Origin of the sequence: Pseudomonas sp. s4 (assembly GCF_046764235.1) — a bacterium.
Taxonomy (GTDB): domain Bacteria; phylum Pseudomonadota; class Gammaproteobacteria; order Pseudomonadales; family Pseudomonadaceae; genus Aquipseudomonas; species Aquipseudomonas asiatica.
Genome location: NZ_CP177209.1, coordinates 3,997,857 through 4,017,616, shown reverse-complemented (window position 1 = coordinate 4,017,616; position 19,760 = coordinate 3,997,857). Strand labels below are relative to the sequence as shown.

Below are 19,760 nucleotides of genomic sequence, written 5' to 3'. Positions count from 1 at the left end.
TTTCCTCCTTGAGCCAGGGGGCTTAATTTTCAGGACCGGGCTTGATGCCGAGCAGTACTGCTGCACGGTGTGCTTCACCCCGGAGGCACTTTTTCTGGCCGTTCAGGACCGCGTACACGGTGGACGGGTTGAGGTCATGCCTCTCAGCCCACTCTTTCGCTGAAATTCCTTGTTGCGCGAGGCGAGCGCGCGCTTCCCGGCATGCTTGCTCGGTGGGGTAGGTGTTCGGCATAGTCTCGTTTCGTGTGATTTCGTGTGATTGCAGGGTCAGATTATTCAACATTTGTTGAATGGTCAAGGATTGGAGTTCCGTTTTGTTGAATATCGGCGAAAGGCTGAGAGAGGAGCGTGTCCGCCTTGGCTACAACCAGGCTGACTTCGCCGCCATTGCTGGTGTGGCGAAAACCTCACAGTTCAATTACGAGAAGGGCGAGAGAAGCCCGGACGCGGCCTACCTCGCAGCAGTCGCTGAGAAGGGGGTAGATGTGTTGTATGTCGTGACAGGTGTTCGATCACCACAGCCGACAGACAGCATTACCGCTGACGAGGCGGGCTTTGTGCACCTGTTGCGCGCCATGGACGAAAGCGATCGAGCGATCTTGGCCAGGACCGCCCAGGCGTTCGCTAAGCCTCAGCAAAGGTAATCAGTGAAGTTCTCCGGCGATCAGCCGAAGGAGAAATAAGCCGACCCATGGTGGGCCGGTGTTTCATAGGACGAGTAAAGGGACACTGTTAGATGGCATTGACACCATGTAAGTCTTGTAAACACAAGGTGGATACAAGCGCGAAAGTTTGTCCGAATTGTGGCGTGGCCAATCCAGGTGTTACCGCTGGGCAATATCTGATTGGGCTCCTGGTCGTGGTTGGTCTCATTTTCGTCGGGGTCAAGACATGCGGCGGTGGGGGCGATGACAAACCTCAAGCCGCGGCTGCGCAGGCTGTAGATGACGCCACCTGCAAGCAAGATCTGCAATGCTGGGGGGACAAGTATTCTATTTCCGCTTCGGTCTACTGCAAGGAGCCTGTAACGAAACTGGGGAAATACAGTTCACGCTGGACTGATAGCACGTTCGAAACTAAGTTCAGCCGGTTCAGATGGCTAAACAAAGACGCCGGCACATTGACGTATATTGGTGACAAGATCGAGTTCCAGAACGGATTCGGCGCATTTCAGAAGCACATCTATGAATGTGACTTCAATCCTGAGGGCAACTTGGTCCTGTCGGTTAGGGCTGAGCCAGGTCAGTTGCCGCAATAAGGCGGATTCCTGTGGGGGGTTGCGGTTTCCAGAACATGCGTAGCTTAGGGAGTGGCCGCCTGGCGGCTGCCCGCAAAGCAGCCTCCGGGTGCATTGCGCTGTGCCGATTGCATGGCGCCAGTCACATGTACACGGAGTACCATACGATGGAAAACCTTACCCAGTTGGAACGTTTCTTCCTTGAGCTGCTGCGCGGGCTGAATGACCAGCAACGTGCCGATATCTTGAGGATTATGGAGGCGCTTCAGCAGTCTGCAGAGTAAGGCGGCGAACAAAGGACCCGGCGTAGTGCCGGGTTTTTTGTATCCTGATCAAGCTTTTTCGGCCTGCAGGCGCTTCCACTCACGGTCAACGGCCCGACGAGCGTTCTTCTCGCTCACATACACATGCCGCAGCCGTTTCGGCCTGGTCTGGTCGCCGGCCGTGACCGACTTCTCTTGCCCGGTGGCAGTGTCTCGGTAGAACGCGATGATGCCGGTGTATTCGATTTTGCCTTTCACCCCGTCCTCGAGGAGGCCATCAACGCTGTCCTCCGGCAGCTTGCTCTCCAGCTCCAGGCTGACTGTATAGCCGGAACTGTCCGTCAGGCTGTGCTGCACGTTGCCGCCGTACCAGATGATCTCGTCGATTTCGGCCTTTACCCCCTGCAGCGTGTACGTAAGTTCGGGGATCAGGTCTGGCAGGCCCTTGGCCAGCGTATAGCTGAGCGTTGCGCTACCCCGCTGCAGGCGATTCAGCTCAGCCCTGGCGGCTCGCAAGGCGGACTGACGGTCGCTATATGTGTGCCGCAGATCCTTGAGGTTTTCTCCGCCCCCGGCGATCGCTTCCTGCTTTTTCGTGCTGTTGACGTCGTAGAAATAGGCTCGCACACCGTCGTAACTGTTGCGATCTGCCTGGAGGAAACGGTGCTGGTCGCCGTCACGGCGGGTGAGGGTGATATGTGGCAGGCTCAGGCCGCTGACGGTCTTGCCGCCACCCGCCGGCATGCACACCAGGCAACCAGCTTTCACGGTGGCCACCGCATCGAAGTCCTCGCCGAGACGGGTCAGCAGGTTGGCATCTGACTCGTTGGCCTGGTCCAGTTGGTGGATCGTTTGACTGTCCAACGTGCCGGCGATCTTCGCGGTGAGTCCGTTTCCCAGGGCAACGTCGCGTAGGACCTTGCCGAGCGTTGTTGTGCTCCAGCTGCGCTCGCGCTTGGTCTTGAGGCCCTTGCGCAGATCTGCCGATCGGGCACGGATGCTCAGGACATCTGGCGCGCCACTGTGCTCTGTCTCGTCGACAACGTAGCTGCCCTTGTCGACAAGGCCGGTGTCGCTCCAACCGAGCCAGAGGCGTATCACGGCTCCACGGGGCGGGATCTTCAGCAGGCCGTCATGGTCGCTGAGTGTGATGCTCAGCTGATCCGCTTCAAGCCCCCGGTTATCGGTCAGTTGCAGGCTCATGAGGCGTGGAGCGATCCGCATGGCGATATCGTTCCCGTCCACGGTGACGCGAAATGCCGGTACCGGATATGCAGCGTCGCGCTGCAATCCATCGATAGCATCGCGCAGGTAGCCGGTAACTTTCGAAATGGCCGCGTCGATCACACCAAACCTCGCAGAACGTTCAGGCCACCGCTCAAGCCGGAACCGAGCAGGTCGATGCGACCGTCGTCGATGCGCTTGAGGCTGATGGTGAAGTCGATGCGCCGGGCAGCGCCATCCCGGAAGAAAATGGTTCGGTTATCGCTCAGGCTTTCGATCACCCAGAGACCGAGCAATCGGCCCGTCCCTTCAACCAGTGGCCAGGCCTTGCCCGTGTCGGCCATCTGGCGCAAGGCATCAAGGCTGACGGTGGTGCCCGCCAATTCGGGCAGCAGCAGTCCTGGAAGCGTAATGGCATCTTCGCCGCGGCCGAGGAACTGCCGTGCCGGCTGCGCTCCGACACGGTTGTTCGCAGCATGCCGCCAATCGGTTTGTCGCTGCATTTCCTGGTAGGCCAGGGTGTGCAGGCTGAATACGAACATGCCCAGGGCGAGCATCATGACGGGTTACTCCTGGTCAGAAAGGCGGCTGCGCTGACGGGCGGATTTCTCGCTGTTGCGGCGATCCAGTTCAGCGCTGACAGCACGGGCAATGGCTTGAGGGTCCATACCAGGTGCCGGGTGAATGTTGATGTTGATGACGTCGTGGCTGTCGCTGATGCTGGGCGCAGCGCCCGCGATAGGAGGCCGGCTGTCCAGGGTGATACCTGGTGCAGCGTTCGCCGCCAGGGATTGGCCGGTACCGAGCTGCGGAGCAACAGTCTGCAGATCCTGTTGGCCCAAGTTGGCCAACTGTTTGCCCAGGCTGATGACCTCGGCAGTTGGTCGGTTGGCATTGACCTGTGGCACCAATGCCTGGACGTCAGGCGATGCGACGTTGGCCAGTCGCTTGCCCAGGCTGACGACCTCGGCAGTTGGTCGGCTGGCGTCGACCTTTGGCACCAATGCCTGGATATCAGGCAATGCGACGTTGGCCAGCTGCTTGCTCAGGCTGACGACGTCGGCAGCTGGCCGGCTGGCGTCGACCTTTGGCACCAATGCCTGGACGTCAGGTGATGGGACGTTGGCCAACTGCTTACTCAAGCTGAGCACTTCGGCAGGGCGCTGCTGGCCGGGTCCGGCCGGTGACACTGTACCCTGGGTGTCCAGGCGCCCGACCTTTGCCAACTGGTTATTCAGCTCGGCAATATTCGCGGGAATAGCCTGATCAACGCCTGGTGGTGCAAAGTTTTTGTCCAGCGCCCCGGCTTGGGCCAGCTGAGCGCCTAAACTGCTTGCGCTCGTAACCAGGCCCTTACTGGCTGCGACTTCTGGCGCATTGGCCTGCAGGTCGAACTGGCCGGCCTTCGTCAGGTCTTGCCCCATGCGAGCGACTGCATCGAGCGGAGCTTTCGCGCCGGCATTGACGCCGACGGCCAGGCCCTCGGTCGTGAAGCCACCCAGCTCGGCAAATACCCGTGACGGGCTGTGGATGCCGAGCTTCTCCTTGAACCAGCCAATTGCTGAATCGCCGAGATTGCCAATGGCGCTCTTGATCTGTCCCAGGCCTGCCAACAGGCCATTAACCAGGCCGTTGACGATCATGCTGCCGAACTCGGTGAAGCGGGTCGGCAGTTCGATGCCCAGGTAGTTCAACACTCCCGCGAAGGCCTGGTAGATCAGGCCGATCGGGCTGAAGTTGGCCAGAACGGTGAGAATGCCGCCGATGCCAGCACTGAAGCCAGCGCGAATTTCGGCCCAGGAATTGGCGAAATACGCTTTGACCTGGTCCCAGTTTTGATAGAGCAGGTACGCACCGCCGGCCAGAACGGCGACGACAGCAGCAATGGCCAGCGCGACAGGGTTCATGGCCAAACCCCACAAGGCGATGCTGACAGCGCGAATTGCCGTCAGCAGGCCACCGCCGAGCACACTGACCAGCTTCCCGACTACCGGCAGCACGCCGGCGCCCTTCACGCTGAACAGCGTCAAGCCATAGCGCACCATGGCGAAGGGGCCGAGCAGGCTGGCCATGGTGATCGCTAGGGCCCCGAAGCCTGCGGCGAGCACCGCGACGGCCGCAACAACCTTGACCAGGCCGCCCGCCAGCCCAGGGTTCTCTCGGGCCCAGGCGCCGACGCTGGCTGCCGTTTCACCCAAGGTAGAGATCAGCCCCTTGAGTTCGGGGGCAACTGCCGCTCCAAACTCGGCCATAGCGTTGGTGAAGCTGCCCTCGGCCGCTTCCATGATGTTGCTCAGCGTTCCCAGTTGCTCGTTGACGCGAGTACGCAGGTCGGCCTGGTCCTGGAGCTTTTGCTGCACCTCCTGATACCCAGCCAGGCCCTTGTTCATCATGGTGTTGACCACCTGCAGGGTTTCGGCATCGTCACCGAAAAGCTCCTTCAGCACGCTTCCGCGCTGAGTGCTGTTGAGTGATTTCAGCTTTTCAAGCTGTGCGTAGAGCTGCTCTATACCGCCGAATTCGCCTTTGCCATCGCTGAAGTCCAGATTCAGGCCGAGGTCCTTGAGCAAGTCGTTGGCTTTTCCGAGTTTTTTGGTATCCAGGCTGGACTGGAATACTTTGCGAAGCGCGTTCCCTGCAGACTCACCAGCCATGCTGGCCTGATCCATCATCACCAGGAGCGGAGCAAAAGTGTTGACCGCATCCAGGCCTTCTTTGCGCAGAATGGCCATTGCCGGGCTGACTTTGCTGAAGCCTTGAAGCATGTCGCTATCGTCCATGCCGAGATAGGAGACCCGCTGGATGGTGTCCATCAGGCCCATCATGTCCTTCTCGCCGGTACGAGTAGCGTCCTGCATTTTGGCCGCAAAATCGGCAGATGCTTCAACCGGCATCTTCAGCAGCACGCCGAGGTAGGCGGCAGCTTCGCCGGTCCCCCCCAGGATCGATTGGGCGCTGATGCCTTGTTTGCGCAGCACGGTCATCATGTTCTGGAAGTCGGCAGTGGTGCCGGGCAGGCGATCGCCCAGGCGTGTGGCGAGGTCGGTGATCTTCTGGAAGTCTTCGGCCACCTGGCCGTTGCTGCCCATCATCGAGACCTTCAGCTGTGTGGCCGAATCCTCGTTGGGTGCAAAGGCTTGAATCGCAGCCTTCACCGGCTGCGCTGCGGCGTAACCGGTGGCCAGGCCGGCCGCGCCGGTACCGGCCATGCTCGCTCCCAGGCGTTGTGCTTTTTCCAGCTCGCTACGGGCCTTGGCCAGCTTCGCCTGCTTGGCCGCCAGCTGGTCCATGCGCTTGGTCTGGGCGCTGATGGCTTCGTTGGTGGCGCTGATCTGGTCGCGCAGCTTGCGCTCATGGCTTGCCAGGTCGCGAGTACTGATCCCCGCGGCCGACAGCTTGGCGCGCAGAGCCTGGAGGCCCTGCTCTTGTGAGGAATGCTGGGATTTCAGGGCCCGCGCCTCGCGCAGGGCGGTGCGGAACTCCTGGTTGAGCCCCTGCATTGGTGCACGGGCTTCCTGCAGTTCGTTGCCAAGCGCCGACAGGCGCTCGCGATGCTCACGGGCTTCGGCCGCGCTGGCACGGTGTTGCTGCTGTAATTCCTTCTGGCTACCGCTGAGCTGGCGCACCAGCGTCAATTGCGCCTGCTGCTGGGTAACAAGGGCCGCATATTCGTTGCGCAGTTGCTCTGTGGGCTGGTTGGTCCTGCCGATTTGCTCGCCCAGGTCCCTTATGCGCTTGCGGTTTTCTTGCCATACCTGGTTGGCCGCTCGTGCCTGTTCGCGGGTTTGCTTCAGCTGCGCGGTAAGGGATTTGTGGCGATCGTTCAGGGCAGAGGTTTCGCCCTGGAGCTTGTCATAGCTGGCCTGGAGCGGCTGGACTGCACGCTCCTGGTCACGCAGAGCGCCGGCCAGCTCCTGGACACGGCTCTTGGTCGCGTTCAGGGCTTCGGCGGTCTTGCGGGCTTCGGCCATCTGGGAACGCCAAGCACTCACATCCTTCTGCTGGGCGTTCAGTTCCTTGAGCCTGTCCCGGGCAGCCTTGAGCGCTTGCGCGGTCTCTTGGCTGCCCTGGCTGATCTGGCGAAGCGGCGCGGTGGCTTTGTTGATCGCGCTCAGCACCACTTCTAGGCGCAGGTCATTGGCCATTGTTGCTACTCCTTAACCGCGCCCGCTCGCGCCAGTCCATCAGGTCCTTCACGCCGAGCCCGTCCATGTCGCTCGGCGTCCAGTGGAAAACCACGGCCACATCGGCCATGGCATCTTCTACGCAACGAGGGACGCGTCCGTCTTCATCCGCTTCTGCAGCAAAAAACCGGACACTTTCACGCCCACAGCGACCAGGTCGGCTGGGTCCAGGCGGCTGGCCTCGTACTCATTGAGCTCGCTGATGCGTGGGATCAGCTTGATCAGGCTCGCCACATCCATCTGCAGCAGCTCGGACAGATGGATACCGCGCAGCTCGCCTGCGGTGGGCTTGCGCAGCGTAATGACGGCAATTTCGGTCTTGCCGCGCTGGATCGGGGTGTCCAGCTCGACCTGGTTGTCGTTCAGCTGTTTGGCTTCGGCAGTGGCTGCGGCGGTGGTGGCTTCGGTAATTTCCATGGTGGCTCCAGTGTTCTGTCAGGGGGCGGGATCAAATGCCCAGGTTTTTGCGTTGTTCGGCGAGCATGTCGACGCCGTCGATGATCTCGATGAAGTTCAGGAGGTCGACCTCCACCAGGACTTCGCCGTCGACCGTCAGCTTGTAGTAGCTGCAGGTGGTGGTGACGCTCTTCTCGGTGTCTTCACCGGCCTGGGCTTCGCCTGCCTCGATGGTTTCGTGACGGCCGCGGACAACGATCTCGACGGCGGTGTGCACGCCGGTATCGTCCTGCTGGTAGGTGCCGGTGTAGCGCAGCAGCACGCCATCGGCCTTGATGGCGCCGAACTGGCGAATGACCTGGTCGTCAAAGCCGCCGAGCTTCCATTCCAGCTGGATGCCGTCATCGCTCCAGCCCAGGTCTGCCTTGACCGGGCCGTTCATGCCGCCGCCGCGATAGCCTTCCATCTTGCGGCTGAGCGGGGGCAGGGTGACGGTCTTACAGACGCCGAGATAGCTGCCGCCATCGTTGAACAGGTTGAGGTTCTTGAGCTTGCGTGGCATGGCCATGGGTATGGTCTCCGTCAGCTGTTGATGCGGCTGGCGAAGTCAGCCAGGTAGCGGTCGGTGATGCGCTGGCGCAGCGAGAGGTCCTCCAGCGGCGGCACAGGCGTGTAGTCGTAGTCGATGAAGAGCTTGCCGGCCTTGAGGGTTGTCTCGGTGTTGGCCTGCTCGTCGTACCAGGCGCTGCCGCCGATGATGTAGCCGCCGGCGATCAGCTCGCGGAACTTGGCGTTGATGCCTTCCAGCATGTCCCGGATCAGGGAAGGGTGCATCGGCTTGTCGATCGCCCACATGTGCGCCTCGGCCATGGTGTCGGCCAGGACCTGGGCAGTTCGGGTGTAGTTCTCGAACGCGAACAGGGGATCTTCGGTGCAGGTGCGCGAGCCCCAGAAGCGGAAGCCGTCGGCATTGATGAGGGTGGTTACCTCGTTGCTGTTGAGGTAGTTCGCGTCGGTTGCCGGGTTCTGCAGGTCCCAGAACACATCGGCGGTGATGCCGGTTACGCCGTTGACCGGGACGTTGGACAGAGTTTTGTGCCAGCCGACCTCCTGGTCGATCTTGGCGCGAAGGCCAAGGGCACGGGCCACTGCCGGCGCTGGGACGGTGCCATTGGTGACGGTGCTCCACTGTTCGAAGTCCGGCCAGATGACCATGACTTCACGGGCGCCGAAGTTCTCGCGGTAGGCCACAGCTTCTTCCTTGGTCTTGCAGCCCGAGGCGGCGACGTAGGCAAAAGCGCGCAGCTGCTGGGCGATCGAGACCAGGGCGGTGGCCACCGGCAGGGAGTCGAGGCCTGGCACGCCCAGAATGCGTGGGGTGACCTTGAGCCGGGTCTTGGCCGCCAGCAGCGCCTTCATGCCGGTGTATTTGCCGGTTTCGGTAGTGGTGCCGATCAGGTTGCTGGTGGTTTCCTCGGGGGTCGCACCGGTTGCCACCCGCACCACGACAGTCACGGGCTTGGTCTGGTCGGCGATCGCCTGCAGGCTGGCGGCCAGGGTGCCGGTGGTACCGGCTTTGCCGATGGCAGCCTGTACGTTGGTCAGCAGGACAGGGGTATCGAGCGGGAAAACCGTGGCGTCTGCGTCGTCTGCAGTGCAGACCATGCCGACGACGGCAGTAGAAACGGTTCGGATTGGGCGGGTGCCCTCGCTGATTTCGAGGACCCGGACGCCGTGATGGTATTCGTCGGCCATGGTGTGTGCCTGTGCAGGTGGATGACACTGCACAGGCTGCCGCGCGCGCGGGCTTGGGGCGAGCTGCTGGGGTTGTAGAACTCGCCTTTACAGGGCCTGCCCTGTCAGCCAAATTGGTGCTGACGGGCGTTCGTCGATCGACGGGAAGGCACCAACTGACGGCCAATCACGCAGCGCCCGACGATAGGCCTGCAGCTCCGCGTATTGCTCATCGGTCAGCGTGGTGGTCACGCCTGCCTCCAGCTCGTCGCGGTGCCGGGAAACGATGCCGTCAGTTGCCAGCAGTTGCGCATCCCGCCATTGCCGCTCGATGGTGGCCAACACCTCGGGGTCAGCCGGAGGCGGAGGTGTCAGTACCGGATCGCCATAGGTATCAGCCACCACCCGGCGACCCTCAGTCTCTTGAGCCAGCAAAGAATCACGCAGGTCGGCAGTGATTTCACGAACATCATCCGGAATCACGCTATTGATCTGATCATCGTAAAAGAAGCCCGTGCTTGGGCTGAAAAACACTGTCATACCCGCCCCCTTACCACCCAAAAGAACGATGCTGGCCCTGAGTGCAGGTTGCGCACCGTAATGTTTCCTGGTGTAGCGTTCCTGGCTTGTAGAACTGGTGCCGCACCGACGTTTTCGCCATTCGTATAGTTGGCAAAGGTAAGGTCTACGAGTGTCGGGGCTGCAAGCATCGCCACCGGCAAGGTGATTACCGTGTCAGACCCCGAGGGGGCGGCGACATACAACCCCCACTGCTCGATATCGCCGCTCGGAAGCTTCTGGTAGCAAGTGGGGCCATTGAGCAAAGACCCAAAGCCACCGGAGAACTGGTTGGCGGCGGTACCGCCGACGACAAACCACAGATTGGAGCCAGCGATAAGCATGAGAGAGTCACCTGGCTGCATCACCAGCGACGTAACCCCGCCACCACCGCCCGACCCTATCGCGTCCCCGCCCTGCCTGGCGATGCTGACCGGTACCGTCGCGAAGTTGAACAGCAAAATGGCATCAGCATTCCGCACATCAGACGACAACGGTAGCGTCAGCGTCTGCCCCGAGGCATTACCATAAAACTCAACCGCCGAGCCCGCGACGCCCTTGAGCAGCGATGTGCTGGCCGTGTAAGCGTTGAACCTGGACAGCGTCAGGCCGGACTGCTTCAAGAACTCGGTGGTGGCCAGCTTACGGGTACTATCGAATTGCGGCGGGGTAGTCCAGAACGCACCCTGCATGACCGCTGCGTACTTGAGCAATACCGAGCCGCCAATTAGACGCCATAAGGTGCCGTTGCGGATGAATTCGGCAGTGTCGCCCTGGGCCATCGCGATGTTCCCTGGCACATTGACCGCATCAATCGTGTCACCAGCGGCGGCCGTTACCGTCAATGTGCCCAGGGTGCACAGTAGCGTCACGGACGCACCTGCCGGAATCTGTGCCCCAGTAGGTAGCTGGGCAACCAGCGGGTTTGTCGCATGTCCGAAGGCTAACAGCTTGCCGCAATCGGTCTGGGCCAGGTTCGCAGACGCCACGAAGTTCGTGTACCCGCCATACTCCACCCCCATGCGCTTCACAAACGCCGCGTTGATGATCAGCTGCGAAGCATCGAACTGCGCCGGTGTTGGAGTCGTCGGCGTGCCAGCAAGAGTCGGCGACAACAGGCGGGCGAATCCATCGGTAACGTCGCGGAAGGTCAGTGCGGTGACACCCAGCACGATCGCGCCATCTGTGATCAACTGCCAGATGGTGTCGGCCTGGGTAGCTCCCTGCTCGACCGCCACAACCAGTGCCGGCGTCACTTCGGTGCTGGAATCTGCATCTGCTGTACGAGGCCAAGTACCGACGGCCGCTAAATACAAGCCGTTTTCCTTGGCAGCTGCCTGGTTCTTGACCAGAACTCGGTCGCCTGCCGCCAGCTGCACTCCGTCCACCACCTGCAGGCCTGACAACGCGATATTCGCCGTTGTCGCCACCCGCACCGACTGCTTGTTGTCGAGCTTGTTGATTTCCTCTGTGATTCGACTGTCGACGTACTCGCGAGTCGCCAGCACCACGGCAGGGTCAATCTTCAGTTCAACGTTTGAGGCGCTGGTTACCAACAGGTTCATGCGTACAACTTGGGTGCGCCCTGACCCCTGGTTAAGCAGCGGCTTGAACGTGGGCGGGCAGTTTGCGACCGCGACCATATCGCCATCGGCGTCGTACAGCGCGATTTCGCGAATCCACTTTCCACCAACCTCGGCTGGGATGATCTGCTCGGCCACGATAACGGCACTGTTCTTCTCGTCGACCCTGAGCTGATTCAGTGGTGCTCGGCGCCATTCGTTGATCAGGCGGGTCTGCGTGGCGTTCGGCGTAGGCTCAGTACCGTTGCCGTCGCCCACGCCCATCTGGGTGATCTTCCATGCGATGCCCAAGGCATCCGCGTTAGCTTGTTTCGCCGCTCCCACGTTTGTGAGGATGGCGTAGAACTGTGTGTTCTGATCAGCCATGTGCAATTTCCATTGTGTCTATCGTGTGATCGCGACCGCCACGGCCGATCGATCCGGTCACATCGATGTCGCGTGGGGCAGGTGGGTAAACGTCTAATTCGTCGCCTTCGTGCAGGCGAGCGGCGAAGGCCATCGATCCGCTGGTTTCGAGGCTGATGGCCAGGCCAGTCAGGTGGCGGCTCACCGGGCGGGCATCATCAATGAGCCATGTCAGTTCCTGATAGGTCTCCTCGCTGATCCCTGCATCGGAAACACCCACCTTGAGCGCGAACGTACCGCGCACGCCGTTGGGTTCGGTCTGAAACCATTCGACTACCTCAATGAGGTATCCCAGAGGCTCGACCACACGCCTGAGCGCGCCAATAGTTCCTTTTCGCGAGTGGATGAAGAACGACGACCGGATAGAGGCGCGCTTGGCCGCTTCGGGCCAGCGACTGTCCCAGCGGTCCACCGAGAAAGCCCAGGCAAGGAACGGGAGCAGGGCCACCGGGCAACGGTCCGGGTTAATGAGGTCACGGATCGGCACGGGTACCCGCCCGATCTGGGTGAGCGCCTCGGCGGCCTGTCGCTCCAGGTCGGTAGCATTGCCAGGCAGGAGGCTCATGGGTCAATGCCCTGGGTCAGGGTGATGCTGGTGCAGTAGGGAGCCTGGCTGAGCGTGGCGTTGATATCGGCCCAGCCCTGCAGCTCAACCTTGCGCACTCCCTCAACGTGAATCGCGGCGTGGATAGCGGACTCCGATACCTGCATCCCCAGTCGGCGGCGCTGAGCCACGAAGGCCTGCAACTTCTGCTCTGCGGCCGCAAGGATGGGCTCAGCCTCTGGTCCCAACGTCTTGAGATACAGGCTGGCGTTGACCTGGTACGGCAAGATCTGGGCGCCTTGGACCGTCAGGCGATCGGCCACCGGCCGGCGATCCTCGTCATTGAGGTAGGTACGGACGATCGCGAGCAGCTCCTCGCTGGCTGCGCCGTTGTCCAGGACTGACTGGATCGTGACCACCACTTCAGCGGGGTAGGGACTCTCGACAGTAGCGTCGGCTACCTGGCCGTTGGCTGCTCGAGCATGGAACACGTACGAGTTGCGTGGCCCAGCAGTGCTTAGTCCCTCAAACGCCATCTGAGCACGCTCGCGCAGGGCATCGTCCCCCTCCAGGACTTCCGGCACCGGTGGAATAGCCTGTGGCTGTGCCACCTGGATAACCAGGCGCTTGACGTTGAAGTTGGCCGCGAGCTGATCCAGGTCGTTGCCGCCGGCGGAGCTGAGCATCACGGCGAGAGAGGCCTCGTTCACCCGCTGCCGCCAGATCATTTCGCGATAGGCATTCTCCTGCAGCAGTTTGGTGATGGGCTCGGACTCAAGCTCAAGCCGGCCAGCAATTTCAGCCTGCTGGTCTGCTGGCCACAGGGAAACGGCATAGGCCTTGCGTTCGGCGAGGATCCGCTCGTAGTCGATCTGTTCAACCACTTGCGGTGCTGGAAGCTGACTGAGGTCGATCGGCAGGAACGTATTCATGCGGCACCCCCGAATTGCAGCGGCATGCGCATGCTGAACGGCTCGTTGTTGTCGACCAGGGCCCCGGTGAGTTCCAGCTCAGCTCTACCACTCAGACCGACGGTGTCCATTTGCACTTGGGACAGCCGGATGCGCGGCTCCCAGCGCATCAGGGCCATGGCGGTGGCTGCGTAAAGGCGCAGGCGCGTGGCGTCATTCTGGGGATGGTCGATCAGCTCAGGCAGTAGACTGCCGTACTCGCGACGCGCAATCCGCGTGCCCAGGCGAGTAGTGAGGATGTCTTCGATCGACTGCTTGATGTGCTCCATCGTAGTGATGGTTGACCCGTTCAAGCGGTTCATTTCACGGGTACTCCGGTAGTGCCCGGCCCCGACATTACGCCGCCGTGCTTGTGGGTCACCAGGCTGATGCCGGCCGCGACAACGTCGATAGAGACGGTCATCGTGCCGGTCTGGTTGTAGTCACCGATGTGGGTGATGGGGCCCTCGATGTGGATCCCGCCCTTGCTGATCAGGTTGGTGGTGCCCCCGGCCGGAAGCGTGGCGTTCAGGTGGTGAGCCTCGCTGTCGTACTCGATGACGGCGCCGTCGGCGTAGGTGCGACGGTGCAGGCCCGGGCGTTCGCCATTGGCCGGAATGAGGTCGCTGAAAAGTCCGGTGATGGCCACGCCATTGGCAAGCTGGCCACTCGGCGAAAGGAGAATGACCTGTTCGTCGACGGTGGGTGGGTCCCACTCTCGATCGGCGCCGGCGCGGATGGCGAGCCACGGCAACCAGGTGGTCAGCAACTCGCCAGTGCGCACCCGCACGCGAGGCGGCTTGTGCTGCACCTCGGCAATGGTGCCAAAGCGGACGAGGTTTTCGATGAGGCGGGCAAGTTCGGCGAGGCTGTTCATGCCGGCGATGGTCGCGCCGCCTACGCGTGCGCGCATCACCGGGGCCTTGTAGGGCGGGTTGTTACAGGGTCAGATGGGCGAGCAAGGTGTCTCGAACCTGGTCGAGTTCGGTATCCGTGAGACCGAGAAGCTCCCGCTGGTCGTATTGGACAGCAGGCGCGTTGCGGGCTGCACGGTCGCGCAGCCCTTCCTGGTGCACCCGCGCAATCCTGGCGATCCGGCCGGTGAAACCAACGGTGGCAGCAGACGCATCACCACGGGCCTTCATGAAGGTCGCGGTGCGCAGCTTCTGGAACATCTTGACCTTGGCCCGAATCCGCCCTTGCTTCCCGCGTAGCTGTCGCGGCTTGCGAGGCGCATATGCCGAACCGTCCGGGTTCTGTTGCGCTGTGATGCGCTGCTGCTGGCTGCGCCTGAGTTGGTGGGCGATCGAGCGTGCCAGCTTGGAGCGCTCAGCCGGCTCGATGCGCTGTAGGAGCGGACTTACCCAGTCCTCCAGGGCTTCGAGATCAGCCATGGTCTGGCCGCCTTGGGTGCGGTACCGACAGTGCCATACCTTCCGGCGCCGGCGGTGGCTGCCAGGACGCAAGCGGCTCGCCATCCGCGTAGATAGTCACTTCGCCGTAGTCCTGGTACGGCTCGTACTGCGGTTCGCCGGGGTGGGTGACGTCATAGGTCCCGTCAGCCTGGCGCTTCACCACGACACGTTCGGTCAGCGGCAGGGTAATGCTCATGTCGACCTTGCTCCGGTCGATGATATCGACCTCGAAGTTGATGCTGTTGGCGGCCTTTTCCAGGTTCACCAGCAGCTCCGATTGGTTGACTCTGAGCCAGCCCAGTATCGGCAGCATCACGCTGTCAGGGTGGCCCGCGAAGTCGGTCAGGATGATTTGCAGCGTGTAGCTGTATTCGAACGACAGGGTGGGAGCCGCAGTGCAGCGCACCTTGCCGGCGTCGATAAACATCAGCAGCGCGTCGGGGTTCGGCTTGAGACCTGGGACGGCCGCGAGCAGGTGGTCGCGGAGGCTATTGGGCTTGTTCATGGTTCACCTGGTGCTGATAAACACGGTCGACTTGGGCGGCACACTCGGCCCAGGCCTGTTCAACAACGTCCTGGTCACTGAGAAGGTCCCCGTTGGCCTTCGGCGCTGTCGCCGGCAGGACGCACGGGACCACCACCGGACAGCCATTGACGGTAAGCGTCGGCGCCGGTGAGGGCGGGACGCTCCCGCAGCCGGCGAGCAGCATCAGGCAGAAGCTGGCGAGCCCAGTCCTGAAGTTGGTCATTTTCATGCTTGAGTGCCTCGATTGTGCGTTGACGGGTGGCCAAGCCCTGGCGCAGCTCGCCCTGGATCTTCAGGAGTTGGGCTTGGCCGTCGCGCTCGCGCTCCAGGGTGGATTTCAGTGCGGTGGCCGTGTCCAGGTTGCGCCGGGCATCGGCCTTGACCGTTTCGACCTGCTCTTCCAGTCCCTTGGTCTTGGTCTTCTCCGTCCCGAGCAGCCTCTGTTGGTCCCAGCCCCACAGACCGGTGGCCAGAGCGATCAGCAGCGCTCCGGCCAGCAACCCGTTTCGCAGTCCGATCATTTTCGGTACCAGCCGGCGGCGTTCATTTCGGCTTCATCTAGGGCATGGACGTCACCAAGCACGATCAAGCAACCGTAGCCAAGTTTGGCTTTGCGAAGGTTCGCTGCAAATTCGATGACCACCTCGTGAGGGGTGTCGGCGGGTAAGCAAATGACTTCACGGTCGCGCAGCCCCAGACGGCGAACTTGCTCGACGAGGCTCACGCTCCCAGAGTTGGTTGGCGGTTGTGGGGGTAGGAGGGCGTTCTTGTTAAGTGGTTGATAGCCCGAGCTCATGCTGCCTCCTGTCCGCAGCCGCAGTCCTGGTGCCGCTCAAAGGCGCGTTGCAGCTTCACGTCGTATAGGTTCCGCTTGTAGTCCGGGCCGTTGTACAGCTCGGCCACCTTGGCCCACTTGAGCGACTTGATGGCCTTGAGTAGGGTAGGGTCGGCCTCGATGTAGCGGACGAAGGCCTCCAGTTGGTCCGATTCGCTGCGGCTCATGGCCTCGACGAAGGCCTGGACGCTGGCGTAGCCCAGGAGCTCCCAGTGGAAGCCCATCACCTGGAAAGCGCCCCAGCTGCACGACTCCAGGGCGGCCTGATCATCGATCAAACGGGCCTGCGCCAGACGCTGGTGCTCTGCGGTACCACCGACATAGCCGCCGAACTTCGGATTGACCAGGGCCGGGAACTGCTTGGCCAGCTCGTCGGCACGCTGCTGAAGTTGATCGGTAAGCCGCTCCAGCTCGTCCTGGTCATCGCAGTGCCGGCGGATCTTCTGCAGGCGGACGTACATGATGTGACGCTCGTACAGGATCACCGGCTTGCCGTTGTCCAAGAAGCCACGGCCTTTGGATTCGACCTCATTGAGCGCATACACGGCGGCCAGGGGTACGCCGAGGCGGTCGGCAGCCCGGACCATGTCGGAATTTTTCAGCAGATGGGCGCAATCAGCGCCCTGCAGGCTGGCCAAGGTTTTCGGGCCGGCGATGCCGTCCGCGACCAGGCCTGCCCGATGCTGGTAGGTGCGGACAGCGGCCTCGGTGGCGTCACCGTACACGCCGTCGGCGCCGATCTTGGCGCCGCGGTCAATGAGTTTGCGCTGCAGGTCGCGCACCGCTTGGGAGCGGTCGCCGTGGCGAAGGGTCATAGGGTCCTCTCCTTACGAGTGAAGGTTTTCTTCGCGGCCGCCCGGACAAATTCAATGCCCAGCAGGCCGATCAGGCCGCCGAAGAAGGGCGCGGCTGTCAGTGGGATGCCGATCAGCGACAGGCCGTGGCTGGCCGAGAGGGCAACGAACCCGCACAGCGGTGCTTCGATGACCAGTTGACGGAGCTTCCCGCCGCCGTAGACAACCCGCAGCGCGGCAATGAGGGCCGCCAGTAGGCCGGCGTACAGCCCGGGCCAGTTGTTTTCGAGCCAGGTGGCCAGGAAGGCCCAGGTTTCAGGACGGTCAGGCATGGGAGTCCTTCCATGGTTTCGGGTGGTTTTGGTCATGGGCAATCACTCCCACAGGTTCACCATCTGGCGCTCAGGCGCAGAGGTTTGGATTTCGGGCAGGTTGACCAGCACGCCGGCCTGCAGCACGGCGCCACGGTCGGCCAGGCCGGGGTTGGCATCGAGGACGGCCTCGACGACCCCCGCAGTGCGGCCATAGTGCCGCCAGCACAGGGCGTCGACGGTGTCGTTTTGCAGGGTACGGAGCTGGGCGGTCATCGCTTTTCGCCCTTCGATAAGTCGTTTCCGTGTGGCGCTTGGCCTGCGTCTTCGGCGTACGCGAAGGGCCCGTCATCGCTCACGACTGCACCAGGCGACAGGCCTGTTTCTGGATCGCGGCATACCGCTAGGCCCATCGGATGCAGGATCTCGCGATTGATTCGAACCAGGAGCCCACGGCGGGACAGCTCGTTCCAGTCGATAATCATGCTGGCCATCACAACAGCTCCACGGTGGTGCGAGAGGTACCCAGGATGTCCCGGACGGCCCAGCGCTGGTCGCGGCGGTAGTCATCGATCGTGGGTTCAGTCTCGTCGGCCTTTTTATTGCCGCTGGCGGTGGTGTCATAGCCTCGGTACCGCTCACTGACCTCGGCGCCGGCCGCGCACTCGACGGCGCGCTTGTAGAGGTAAACCAGCTGGGACTGGTCCTGGATCTTTTCGCTTGGAACTGCCTCAAGCGAGGTGTGGCCCGCAACCTGCTGGGCCTCACGCCATGCAGCCAGGTCTCGGTTGACGCTAATGACAGCCGCGATGATGGCGGTTTCGAGCCGGGCGGTAGTGACGCTGGAGTCGATGCGCAGGGTCTCGCGCAACTTGTCCAGGTCGATCGACGGCCAGAAGGCCTCGCTATTGATGTGCACGCCGGGTACGGGAGGACTGGGCGGTAGGCCGCCAGGAATGAATCCACTCATGATCGCGGTGCTCTGAATAGGTCGGCGGTGGTCGGGGCTTCACAGCTGGGCCAAGGAGAAAGCCGCTGATCCGCCCCGAGCCGCCGGGTTGCGTGGGACGCTCGGTTAGCTGGCAGGGCCAGCGAGTTTCTTGAGGAGGCGCTCGGCGCGCTCCAGGTCTTTCTTTCCGCCGCAGTTGTTGTCGAGCTTGATGGCGTGTTGCAGGAGCTCGACGCCCGCTTCCACTTGGCCAGGCGAGCCCGGATTGGTCTCGTCGAGGCCTTGCAGCGTTGCGCGTGCCAGAGCAAGTTTGAGCTTGGCTCGGGCTTCGTCAGGCATGTCCTGCTCTTCAGTGAGCAACGCCGTGCGGAGCAGATCGTCTACCGGGAAAGTGCCGCCGGCCTTCTGAGCGTTGAGCGCCGCAGTAGCAATTTCTTCGGCGATCAGGCAGCCAGTGGTACGAGAGAATCGGTTCGGGGTTGGCAGATTGTGCTTCAGGGCATACTCGGCAATGTCCAGGCCGCCGGCAAAATCACCGGCATCGAAGCGCCAGATCATCACGGTGGTCAGCACGTCGTCATATGCGCCATTGCCAGCTTCAAGAATGCCGTCGACATACGGGACGTACTCTGGCAACAGAATGCTTTTCAGCCTGGCCTTGGCCTGCTTCGACTGCACCTGCTTGAGGCGCAGCTGGTCCTGCTGCAGCTTGGCGAGCATCAGCTCATAGCTGGTCAGGCCTTCCATCATGGCTGCCGGGGCAGTGGCGGCTGCGTCCTTGGCCGCCAGCTTGCGCAGCCGGGTACGTTGGGCGAGGGTCAGAGTCATGGTTAGACCTTCTCGATGTTCTCGACCATGGCGCAGGCGCCGAAGTCTTCCACGACATAGGCCTCGTTCGACGACTGGTAGTCGGCGACCCGGTCGGCTTCCGGCTCGTCACGCACATGGCGACGGCGCTTTTCGTTCTGGTAGTAGATCGACAGGTTGGAAAGTGGACCGACCCATACACCGCCTTCGATGAAGTACGGCGCGTCGTACTCGATCGGCAAACCACCGAGGCGGGTCTTGGTGAGGATCTCGTCCGCCGCGTTGGCTTCCTGGTTGGAGCTAGCACCATTTTCCAGCGCCTTGAGCTGCTTCTCGTGCAGCAGAGCTGGGTCAACGATCACGACCAGGTCGGAGCGTTTGCGGTGCCATGGGTCGAGCAGCTGGATGGCGTCGAACACCAGGGAATCGAGAGTCTTGTAGTCACCGGTGGCGCCCACGGTCACCTTTCCGGCAACTTTGGTGCCTTCATCGATAACGCGCTCTGGAGCACGCTCGCGCATCTTCTGCAACCAACCGACGTTGACGTCCTGCAGCATCGGGTTGGCGGTCAGATCGGTGTCAGCGGCAGCGCTGGTACCGTTGAAACCGATCATGATGCGGTCCAGGCCTTGTCGCTCAGCAATCGAGCCAGACAAGCGGGTCTGGAAGTCCGGGAACTTTGCCCAGGCGTCAAGCCGTGCGTAAGGGGTGGCGGTGTCGAAGTTGGTCTTCTTGCAGGCGTAGCTGTCAGCCGTCAGCGAGGCAACGTCACGAGGCTCACGACGTTTGCCCGGGCCAGTGGCGGTGCGGCTGGCAGTTGGGCCATTGACGCCCAGCAGGATGGCTTCGCCTTCCGCTTCGTCAACGCCGATGATGTTGATCTTTTTCAGGAACGCGCTGGATTCCTGGATGGCGGTTTCCAGCTTCTGTGCTGGTTTGGGCGCCACGGTGTAGGTCTCGGTAACCGAGTCGACATCGTTGATTTTGGCCTGGTTGGCCAGGTAGCCGTTGAAGGCGATCCGGGTTGCTTTCTGCATGGTGATTC

Annotated in this window: 26 protein-coding genes and 1 pseudogene; 2 read left to right on the top strand and 25 right to left on the bottom strand. The window is 62.0% G+C overall.

Features of this window, described 5'->3' with window-relative positions; translation table 11 throughout:
• Positions 1-22: 22 nt before the first annotated feature.
• Complete coding sequence (locus tag ACK56M_RS18735) at positions 23-232, bottom strand: DNA-binding protein (protein WP_411959631.1); 210 nt, start codon at positions 230-232, stop codon at positions 23-25.
• Positions 233-317: 85 nt separating this feature from the next.
• Between ACK56M_RS18735 and ACK56M_RS18730 the strand changes: the two genes are divergently transcribed.
• Both ACK56M_RS18730 and ACK56M_RS18725 read left to right on the top strand, forming a co-directional pair.
• Complete coding sequence (locus ACK56M_RS18730; RefSeq protein ID WP_411959630.1) at positions 318-644, top strand: helix-turn-helix domain-containing protein; 327 nt, start codon at positions 318-320, stop codon at positions 642-644.
• 92 nt (positions 645-736) lie between these two features.
• A complete protein-coding gene (locus ACK56M_RS18725) occupies positions 737-1,258 on the top strand; it encodes a hypothetical protein (RefSeq protein WP_411958914.1) in 522 nt (173 codons plus the stop codon).
• Between the two features lie 311 nt (positions 1,259-1,569).
• On the opposite strand, the gene ACK56M_RS18720 is transcribed toward ACK56M_RS18725, so the two are convergent.
• The 24 genes and pseudogenes from ACK56M_RS18720 to ACK56M_RS18605 all read right to left on the bottom strand — a co-directional run bounded on the left by ACK56M_RS18720 (position 1,570) and on the right by ACK56M_RS18605 (position 19,752).
• Positions 1,570-2,847 carry a phage late control D family protein gene (locus tag ACK56M_RS18720; protein WP_411958913.1) on the bottom strand — a complete coding sequence of 426 codons (1,278 nt, stop codon included), beginning with the start codon at positions 2,845-2,847 and terminating at the stop codon, positions 1,570-1,572.
• Complete coding sequence (locus ACK56M_RS18715) at positions 2,844-3,284, bottom strand: phage tail protein (RefSeq protein ID WP_411958912.1); 441 nt, start codon at positions 3,282-3,284, stop codon at positions 2,844-2,846. Before ACK56M_RS18715 ends, ACK56M_RS18720 begins: the two co-directional genes overlap by 4 nt.
• Positions 3,285-3,290: 6 nt before the next feature.
• Positions 3,291-6,869, bottom strand: coding sequence for a phage tail tape measure protein (locus ACK56M_RS18710; RefSeq protein ID WP_411958911.1), 3,579 nt, complete (start codon positions 6,867-6,869; stop codon positions 3,291-3,293).
• The gene (locus ACK56M_RS18705; protein ID WP_137109047.1) at positions 6,859-6,978 is read right to left on the bottom strand and encodes a GpE family phage tail protein; all 120 of its coding nucleotides are present in this window, start codon (positions 6,976-6,978) and stop codon (positions 6,859-6,861) included. Before ACK56M_RS18705 ends, ACK56M_RS18710 begins: the two co-directional genes overlap by 11 nt.
• A gap of 8 nt (positions 6,979-6,986) precedes the next feature.
• A complete protein-coding gene (locus tag ACK56M_RS18700; protein WP_411958910.1) occupies positions 6,987-7,325 on the bottom strand; it encodes a phage tail assembly protein in 339 nt (112 codons plus the stop codon).
• Positions 7,326-7,356: 31 nt separating this feature from the next.
• Positions 7,357-7,872: a phage major tail tube protein gene (locus ACK56M_RS18695; protein ID WP_137109045.1), complete on the bottom strand. Its 516-nt coding sequence runs from the start codon at positions 7,870-7,872 to the stop codon at positions 7,357-7,359.
• Between the two features lie 14 nt (positions 7,873-7,886).
• Entirely contained in the window at positions 7,887-9,059 is a 1,173-nt protein-coding gene (locus ACK56M_RS18690) for a phage tail sheath protein (RefSeq protein ID WP_151883751.1), read from the bottom strand.
• Positions 9,060-9,146: 87 nt separating this feature from the next.
• Positions 9,147-9,578: a phage tail assembly chaperone gene (locus ACK56M_RS18685; protein ID WP_411958909.1), complete on the bottom strand. Its 432-nt coding sequence runs from the start codon at positions 9,576-9,578 to the stop codon at positions 9,147-9,149.
• Complete coding sequence (locus ACK56M_RS18680) at positions 9,575-11,545, bottom strand: phage tail protein (protein WP_411958908.1); 1,971 nt, start codon at positions 11,543-11,545, stop codon at positions 9,575-9,577. Before ACK56M_RS18680 ends, ACK56M_RS18685 begins: the two co-directional genes overlap by 4 nt.
• On the bottom strand, positions 11,538-12,149 hold the full coding sequence (locus ACK56M_RS18675; protein WP_411958907.1) for a phage tail protein I: 612 nt from the start codon (positions 12,147-12,149) through the stop codon (positions 11,538-11,540). Before ACK56M_RS18675 ends, ACK56M_RS18680 begins: the two co-directional genes overlap by 8 nt.
• The gene (locus ACK56M_RS18670; protein ID WP_411958906.1) at positions 12,146-13,060 is read right to left on the bottom strand and encodes a baseplate assembly protein; all 915 of its coding nucleotides are present in this window, start codon (positions 13,058-13,060) and stop codon (positions 12,146-12,148) included. The genes ACK56M_RS18675 and ACK56M_RS18670 overlap by 4 nt, the downstream gene beginning before the upstream one ends.
• Positions 13,057-13,401, bottom strand: coding sequence for a GPW/gp25 family protein (locus tag ACK56M_RS18665; RefSeq protein ID WP_411958905.1), 345 nt, complete (start codon positions 13,399-13,401; stop codon positions 13,057-13,059). Before ACK56M_RS18665 ends, ACK56M_RS18670 begins: the two co-directional genes overlap by 4 nt.
• On the bottom strand, positions 13,398-13,955 hold the full coding sequence (locus ACK56M_RS18660) for a phage baseplate assembly protein V (protein ID WP_411959629.1): 558 nt from the start codon (positions 13,953-13,955) through the stop codon (positions 13,398-13,400). Before ACK56M_RS18660 ends, ACK56M_RS18665 begins: the two co-directional genes overlap by 4 nt.
• A gap of 61 nt (positions 13,956-14,016) precedes the next feature.
• Entirely contained in the window at positions 14,017-14,472 is a 456-nt protein-coding gene (locus tag ACK56M_RS18655) for a phage virion morphogenesis protein (protein WP_411958904.1), read from the bottom strand.
• Positions 14,465-14,998: a phage tail protein gene (locus ACK56M_RS18650; protein ID WP_411958903.1), complete on the bottom strand. Its 534-nt coding sequence runs from the start codon at positions 14,996-14,998 to the stop codon at positions 14,465-14,467. The genes ACK56M_RS18655 and ACK56M_RS18650 overlap by 8 nt, the downstream gene beginning before the upstream one ends.
• On the bottom strand, positions 14,982-15,203 hold the full coding sequence (gene lysC, locus ACK56M_RS18645) for an Rz1-like lysis system protein LysC (RefSeq protein WP_411958902.1): 222 nt from the start codon (positions 15,201-15,203) through the stop codon (positions 14,982-14,984). Before lysC ends, ACK56M_RS18650 begins: the two co-directional genes overlap by 17 nt.
• Positions 15,169-15,540: pseudogene (locus ACK56M_RS18640) on the bottom strand (LysB family phage lysis regulatory protein); the annotation flags it as partial. The pseudogene ACK56M_RS18640 and the gene lysC, both read right to left, overlap by 35 nt.
• Entirely contained in the window at positions 15,537-15,815 is a 279-nt protein-coding gene (locus tag ACK56M_RS18635) for a hypothetical protein (protein ID WP_411958901.1), read from the bottom strand. The gene ACK56M_RS18635 and the pseudogene ACK56M_RS18640, both read right to left, overlap by 4 nt.
• Positions 15,812-16,669 carry an N-acetylmuramidase domain-containing protein gene (locus ACK56M_RS18630; RefSeq protein ID WP_411958900.1) on the bottom strand — a complete coding sequence of 286 codons (858 nt, stop codon included), beginning with the start codon at positions 16,667-16,669 and terminating at the stop codon, positions 15,812-15,814. The genes ACK56M_RS18635 and ACK56M_RS18630 overlap by 4 nt, the downstream gene beginning before the upstream one ends.
• Entirely contained in the window at positions 16,666-16,980 is a 315-nt protein-coding gene (locus tag ACK56M_RS18625; RefSeq protein ID WP_411958899.1) for a phage holin, lambda family, read from the bottom strand. Before ACK56M_RS18625 ends, ACK56M_RS18630 begins: the two co-directional genes overlap by 4 nt.
• A 42-nt stretch (positions 16,981-17,022) precedes the next feature.
• Positions 17,023-17,235: a tail protein X gene (locus ACK56M_RS18620; RefSeq protein WP_411958898.1), complete on the bottom strand. Its 213-nt coding sequence runs from the start codon at positions 17,233-17,235 to the stop codon at positions 17,023-17,025.
• Positions 17,236-17,452: 217 nt separating this feature from the next.
• Positions 17,453-17,929, bottom strand: coding sequence for a head completion/stabilization protein (locus ACK56M_RS18615; RefSeq protein WP_411958897.1), 477 nt, complete (start codon positions 17,927-17,929; stop codon positions 17,453-17,455).
• Between the two features lie 105 nt (positions 17,930-18,034).
• Positions 18,035-18,736 (bottom strand): phage terminase small subunit, encoded by a 702-nt coding sequence (gene gpM / locus ACK56M_RS18610; RefSeq protein WP_411958896.1) that lies wholly within the window; start codon positions 18,734-18,736, stop codon positions 18,035-18,037.
• A gap of 2 nt (positions 18,737-18,738) precedes the next feature.
• Positions 18,739-19,752, bottom strand: coding sequence for a phage major capsid protein, P2 family (locus ACK56M_RS18605; RefSeq protein ID WP_411958895.1), 1,014 nt, complete (start codon positions 19,750-19,752; stop codon positions 18,739-18,741).
• Positions 19,753-19,760 lie beyond the last annotated feature (8 nt).